This window comes from Micromonospora sp. NPDC052213, from assembly GCF_040679695.1.
Taxonomy (GTDB): Bacteria; Actinomycetota; Actinomycetes; order Mycobacteriales; family Micromonosporaceae; genus Micromonospora.
The window spans coordinates 1-5,459 of the sequence record NZ_JBFAVI010000273.1; the positions used below are offsets into that span (position 1 = coordinate 1).

General features: G+C 73.4%; 3 protein-coding genes. 2 read left to right on the plus strand and 1 reads right to left on the minus strand.

Features of this window, described 5'->3' with window-relative positions; genetic code table 11:
- Positions 1 to 17 precede the first annotated feature (17 nt).
- Positions 18 to 2,714: a sugar-binding protein gene (locus tag AB0L34_RS32650; protein ID WP_363709396.1), complete on the minus strand. Its 2,697-nt coding sequence runs from the start codon at positions 2,712 to 2,714 to the stop codon at positions 18 to 20.
- A gap of 418 nt (positions 2,715 to 3,132) precedes the next feature.
- Between AB0L34_RS32650 and AB0L34_RS32655 the strand changes: the two genes are divergently transcribed.
- Together AB0L34_RS32655 and AB0L34_RS32660 are read left to right on the plus strand one after the other, a co-directional pair.
- A complete protein-coding gene (locus tag AB0L34_RS32655; protein WP_350706160.1) occupies positions 3,133 to 4,296 on the plus strand; it encodes an ROK family protein in 1,164 nt (387 codons plus the stop codon).
- Positions 4,297 to 4,343: 47 nt separating this feature from the next.
- A complete protein-coding gene (locus AB0L34_RS32660; RefSeq protein ID WP_357461824.1) occupies positions 4,344 to 5,390 on the plus strand; it encodes an extracellular solute-binding protein in 1,047 nt (348 codons plus the stop codon).
- The last annotated feature ends 69 nt before the right edge of the window (positions 5,391 to 5,459 follow it).

A 5,459-nucleotide genomic window follows, 5' to 3' on the forward strand; every position in this document is an offset into this window, starting at 1 on the left:
GGCCGGGCCGGCGCCGGTCAGGTCAGCGGCACGTGGCGGGCCAGCGCGGCGCCGCCGGCCTCGAACGCGGCCAGCAGGCCGTCGGCCGTGCCGCCGGTGACCGGGACCAGTACGGTCACCGGGTCGCCGGGGCGCAGCTGCACGGACCGCTCACCGAGCGAACGGTCACCGTCCCAGGCGTGCAGGTACGCGGTGCCCGCGCGGTCGGCGAGGACCGTCACCTGCACCCCGCCGGCCACCTGGCGCTGGCCGGTCAGCCGCAGCGCCCGCTCGGGGAGCCGGGCCACGGCGGCCGGCGCGACGCCGTCGACCGCGGACTGCGCGATGGTCTGCGGGCTGTGCACGCTGCGGGCGGCGGTGTCCGGGAACACTGGGGCACTGGGCTGCCGCCCGGCCGGGGTGTACCCGGGCAGGGTCATCAGGCCGTACCGGTACGGGTCGGCGCGGACGCCGGTGAAGGTGGACCAGCCCAGCCGGGACTGGGAGGTCAGGTCCTGGGTGTCCGAGTCGTAGACCAGCACGTTGAAGCCCATCCGGGCCGGGTCGACGGCGTCGGGCAGCACCGCGAACGGGATGCTCGCCTCGATGGTGTAGCCGGCGTACGGCGCGGTGACCTTGCTGACCACCGTCATCCCCGGTGCGGTCGTGGCGCCCGGGCCCTGCCGGTTGTCGGCGTCGCGCTGCCAGCACGGCGGGTTGCCGCCCGCGGGGTCGTCGGTGACCGGGAAGATGCCGGCCTTGAACACCGTCGAGGTGTCCGTCGAGTTCCCCTTCGGGTCGACGATGATCTCGACGCTGTCGGTACGCCGCTGCCGCTTGCAGTCCTGCGGCACCACCTTCTTGCCGAGCACGTCGTCGGTGACCTGGACGAACACCTTCAGCGCGTCCTCGGTCCAGGCGACGCGGCCCGTGGCCGAGGCGTCCTGCGGCGTGGTGGCCTGCCCCTCCCAGATCCGGGACAGGTCCAGCTCCTCGCCGGGGTACTCGCCCGGGGAGGCCACCCCGTCGACGGCGTGGTCGTGCCCGGCGTGCGGCACCTCGCTGGTGGGCACGATCTCCAGTGCGCCGGTCTCCACGGTGCTGCCGGCGGCGCTGGTGGTGGTGATGGTGATGCCGTAGTCGCCGCCGTCGCCGCCCTCGTTGGCGGTCGGCAGGGTGGCGTCGCTGTTGGTGACGGTGAAGGTGACCGCCCCGGTCGCGCCCGGCGCCAGCTCGGCGTAGCTCTTGGTCGCCGCGTCGGCGGTGAAGCCGGCCGGCAGGCCGAGGGCGACGGTGCCGCTCTGGGGGGCCTCGCCATGGTTGCGCAGGTCGACCCGGACGGTCCGGCTCTTGCCGGAGCCGACGGTGAGGACCGGCTTGATCAGGGTGTCCAGCTGCGGGTAGCCGCTGTCGCCGGCCCAGGTGCGGAACAGCCCGACCTCGGGCAGTGGCTCCAGGGTGCCGCGCACGTCGGCGACCACCCGGACCGCGCGGTCGGTGCGGCCGGCGCCCTGGCCGGTGGTCAGGTTCGCGCCGACGAGGTGCTGCTCGTTGGTGTCGGCGCCGGCGGGAACGGTCATGGTGAAGGTGACGGTCCGCTCCGTGCCGGCGGGGACGGCGCCGCGCAGCGCGCCGGAGCCGGTGGCGGTCCAGCCCTGCGGCAGCCGCAGGGAGACCCGCGGCGCGGTGAGCGCCCGGTTGTGCGGGGCGCGGACGTGCGCGGTGACCTCGACGGTCTCGCCGGGGGCGAGATCGAACCGGTCGGCGGTCAGGTAGAGCTCGGTGCCCTGGGGAAGCCCGCCGGCCGTCGCCGGCAGCACCGAGCCGCGCAGGATGGCCTCCGGCGAGGTGTCCGCCGGGTCGTACGGGACGCGGCTGTCGACCAGGGTGTAGAAGTCGCAGCGGATCTTCGCGGGGTCGGTGGGGGCGGCGGCGGTGCCGGCCCAGCCCTGGGTGACGTAGTCCCGGCGGGCGTCGACCTCGACCTCGGCCCAGGTCCTGCCGTCGGCGCTCGGGGTGCCCTCCCAGACGCCGAACACCTGGTCGGTCGGGACGGTCGGCACGAAGCTGGACGCGCACTGCGCCCCGGTCGCCGAGCTGCCGGTCCCGCCGGTACGCAGGAACTTCGCGGCCCGGAACGGCTTCAGGCCCTCCTGGGTGAGCTGCTCGGGGAAGGCGGCCGGGTCGGCGGCGGCGTGGAACGCCTCGGCGGCGAACCGGGCGGCCTGCTGGTGGTTGCCGTGGTTGCCGGGCGTCGGCGACGGGTTCATCGTCATGACGATCTCGGGCCGGGTCTGCCGGATCACCCGGACGATCTGGGCCAGGGTGTCGTCGTGCCCCCAGATCTGCTCGGACAGCGGCGCGGAGGCGGTGTACCAGAAGTCGACGCGGTCGAGGTTGTACAGGTTCTCCACGCCGGCCCGGCCGATCGCGGTGCGCTCCTCGCGCTCGCGGATGATGCCCAGCGGCGGGCCCTCCTCGAGGCCGACGGCGTTGCCGCCGCCCTCGCCGCGGGTGATGGTCACGACGCCCGCCTTGGCGCCGTGCTTCTCCTTCCACTGGCCGAGGGTGGCGAGGCTGCCGGCCTCGTCGTCGGGGTGGGCGCTGACGAAGAGGACGTCCAGATCGACGGTGTCGGTCGGCGGGGCGTCGGTGGGGGCGGCCAGGGCGACGGCGGGCGCCCCGGACAGGGCCAGGGCGAGCGCCGTGGGTAGCAGGAACGACTTGAGTCGCATGCAGGTCCTTTCGCGACACGCGAGGTCCGCGCAGCGGCCACCGACGTCGGGCGCACGGCGGCGCGGACGCGGGGTCGTGGTCGGACGGCGAGACGGCGGCGGTGGGGGGCGCGGGGCGCGAGGGGCGCCACGGCACCGGGGTACGCAGCGGCACGGAGATCCGTACACACTGGAAGGCCTTCGCCCGGTGACGCTAGGGACCGGTGCGGCGGCCCGTCAATGCTTTGCAAGGTCTTTCTTTATTTGCGAAAGAAACAAACAAGGGGTCAGGCGGTCTTCCATGCCTCGGTCGGCGGCGCGTGCGCTCGACTCCGGCGGGCTCCGCGAAGGGTGTTTCTGCTGCTCGTGAAGGTGGCCGCAAGGTAACGAGACGGTTTCGTTACTTGACTCGATAGTTCGTTCGCCGTAGGAAGGAAGTGTGACTGACGTGGTGACGCCACCGACGAGCCCGGTGAGCCGGGAGCGGTCGAAGGAGATCAAGCGGCTTTCCGTGATCTCCACCGCCCGCCAGGTGCGGGTGCTCTCCCGCGCCGAGCTGACCGAGCTCACCGGCCTGAGCCCCGCCACGCTCACCCCGCTCGTGCGGGAGCTGATCGCCGAGGGTTACCTCATCGAGCGTGGTCCCGGCGCGTCGCGCGCCGGCCGTCCCCGGGCGATGCTGGAGTTCAACCCCCGGGCCGAGCTGGTTGCCGCGGTCTCGCTGGAGCCGTCCCGGCTCAGCTGCGAGATCGCCGACAGTGACGGGACCGTGATCGCCCACCGCGCGGTGCGGCTCGCCGGCGACATCGTCGACACCATCTGCCGCTCGGTGCCCGAGCTGGTCGGCGACGGCCTGCCGGCGCTGCGCGGGGTGGCCGTCGCCGCGCCCGGCATCTCCACCGGCGGCGCCGTCCGCCTGGCCCCCTCGGTCGGCCTCGTCGAGGCGCGGCCGGTGGGGGAGTCGGTGCAACGCCGGCTCGGGGTGCCGGTGCTGGTGGACAACGACGTGAACCTGATGGCCGCCGGTGAGCACGCGGTCGGCGCCGGCAGCGACGTCGCCGACCTGCTGCTGCTGCACGTCGCCGACGGCATCGGCGCCGGCCTCGTGCTCGACGGGCAGGTCCGCCGGGGCGCGGGCGGGGCCGCCGGCGAGGTTGGATTCCTGCCGCTGGACCCGGCCGACCGGGGCCACGACGGGATTGGCCCGTTCGAGGCCCGCTGGTCGGAGAACGCCATCGCCGAGCGGGTGGTGGCGCTGGCCCCCGGGCGGCGCCCGGACTCGCCCGTGGCCGCCCTGGTGGAGCTGGCCGCCACCGACGGGCGGGCCGCCGCGTACCTCGACGAGCTGCTTGCGGCCTGGTCCCGGCTGATCGTCTCCTGCGTCTGCGTCGTCGACCCCGGGCGGGTGCTGCTCAGCGGCGCCGCCGCCCAGCTCGACGACGCCGCCGTCGACCGGCTCCAGGCGCTCGTCAGCGCCGCCGCGCCGAGCGCCACCGACGTCCGCCGGGCGGTGCTCGGTGACCGGGCGGTGCTGCACGGCGCCGTCAGCTACGCCCTCTCCGCGGCCGCAGCGGGCCTGCCCACGCTGCTGCCGACCCCCTGACCTCACACCCCGAACAACGTAGTTCCCCTCACCCTCGGAGGTACCCCATGAAACGTCGCCTTCTCCTCGCCGGCGCGCTCGCCACCGTGCTCGCCGCCGGCACCGCCTGTGGCGGCGGCGGTGACGACACGGCCAGCGGCGGCAGCGCCGAGAAGCTGACCATCTACACCGCCCGCGACAAGAAGGTCTCCGACTACGTCGTGGACCAGTTCACCGCCAAGTACCCCGAGTACAAGGGCAAGGTCGAGATCCTCAACCTCGGCGCCCAGGAGATCCTGGAGCGGGTGCGGGCCGAGAAGGCCAACCCGCAGGCCGACGTCTGGTGGGGCGGCACCCAGCAGGGCCTCGCGGCCGGCGCGTCCGAGGACCTGCTGACCTCCTGGCAGCCGGCCTTCGCCAGCAAGATGGACGCCAAGTACAAGGACGCCGAGGGCCGCTGGTTCGGGGAGATCCTGCTGCCCGAGGTCATCATGTACAACAACAAGGCCCTCACCCCGGAGCAGGCCCCGAAGGACTGGGACGACCTGCTCAAGCCGGAGTGGAAGGACAAGATCATCATCCGGGACGTGGCCGCGTCCGGCACCATGCGGTCGATCTACGCCGCGATGATCGTGCGCCAGTCCGCGGACGGCAGCAACCCGCAGCCCGGCTACGACTGGCTCAAGAAGCTCGACGCCAACACCGGCGCGTACGCGGCCAACCCGACCGACCTCTACCTGAAGCTGTCCCGCCAGCAGGGCACGCTCAGCGCCTGGAACCTGCAGGACATCCTGCTGCAGGCCCACCAGTCGAACATGCCGTTCGGCTACGTCATGCCGGCCTCCGGCGCCCCGGTGCTGGTCGACGGCCTGGCCGCGGTCAAGGGCGGCAACAGCGAGGGCGCGCAGAAGTTCATCGAGTTCCTCTTCGACGACAAGCTCCGCGCCGACCTGGCCAAGGACTACTACCAGATCCCGGCCGTGGACATCGCCGAGAAGCCGGAGTGGCTGGCCCAGCTCCAGCTCAAGCCGCTGGACGTCGACTGGGACGTGATCGGCAAGAACGAGACCGAGTGGATCAACCACTGGAACAGCCAGATCAAGAACAAGGGCTGACCGCCCGGGCGCCGGGGTCGTCGCCCGGGTCCCCGGTGGCGCCGGCCAGCTCGGCGATGCCGGCGGTCA

Bases quoted from the DNA above. Each gene is read 5' to 3' on its own strand.
- AB0L34_RS32650 (WP_363709396.1), bottom strand. From the start codon at position 2,714: ATGCGACTCAAGTCGTTCCTGCTACCCACGGCGCTCGCCCTGGCCCTG.
- AB0L34_RS32660 (WP_357461824.1), top strand. From the start codon at position 4,344: ATGAAACGTCGCCTTCTCCTCGCCGGCGCGCTCGCCACCGTGCTCGCC.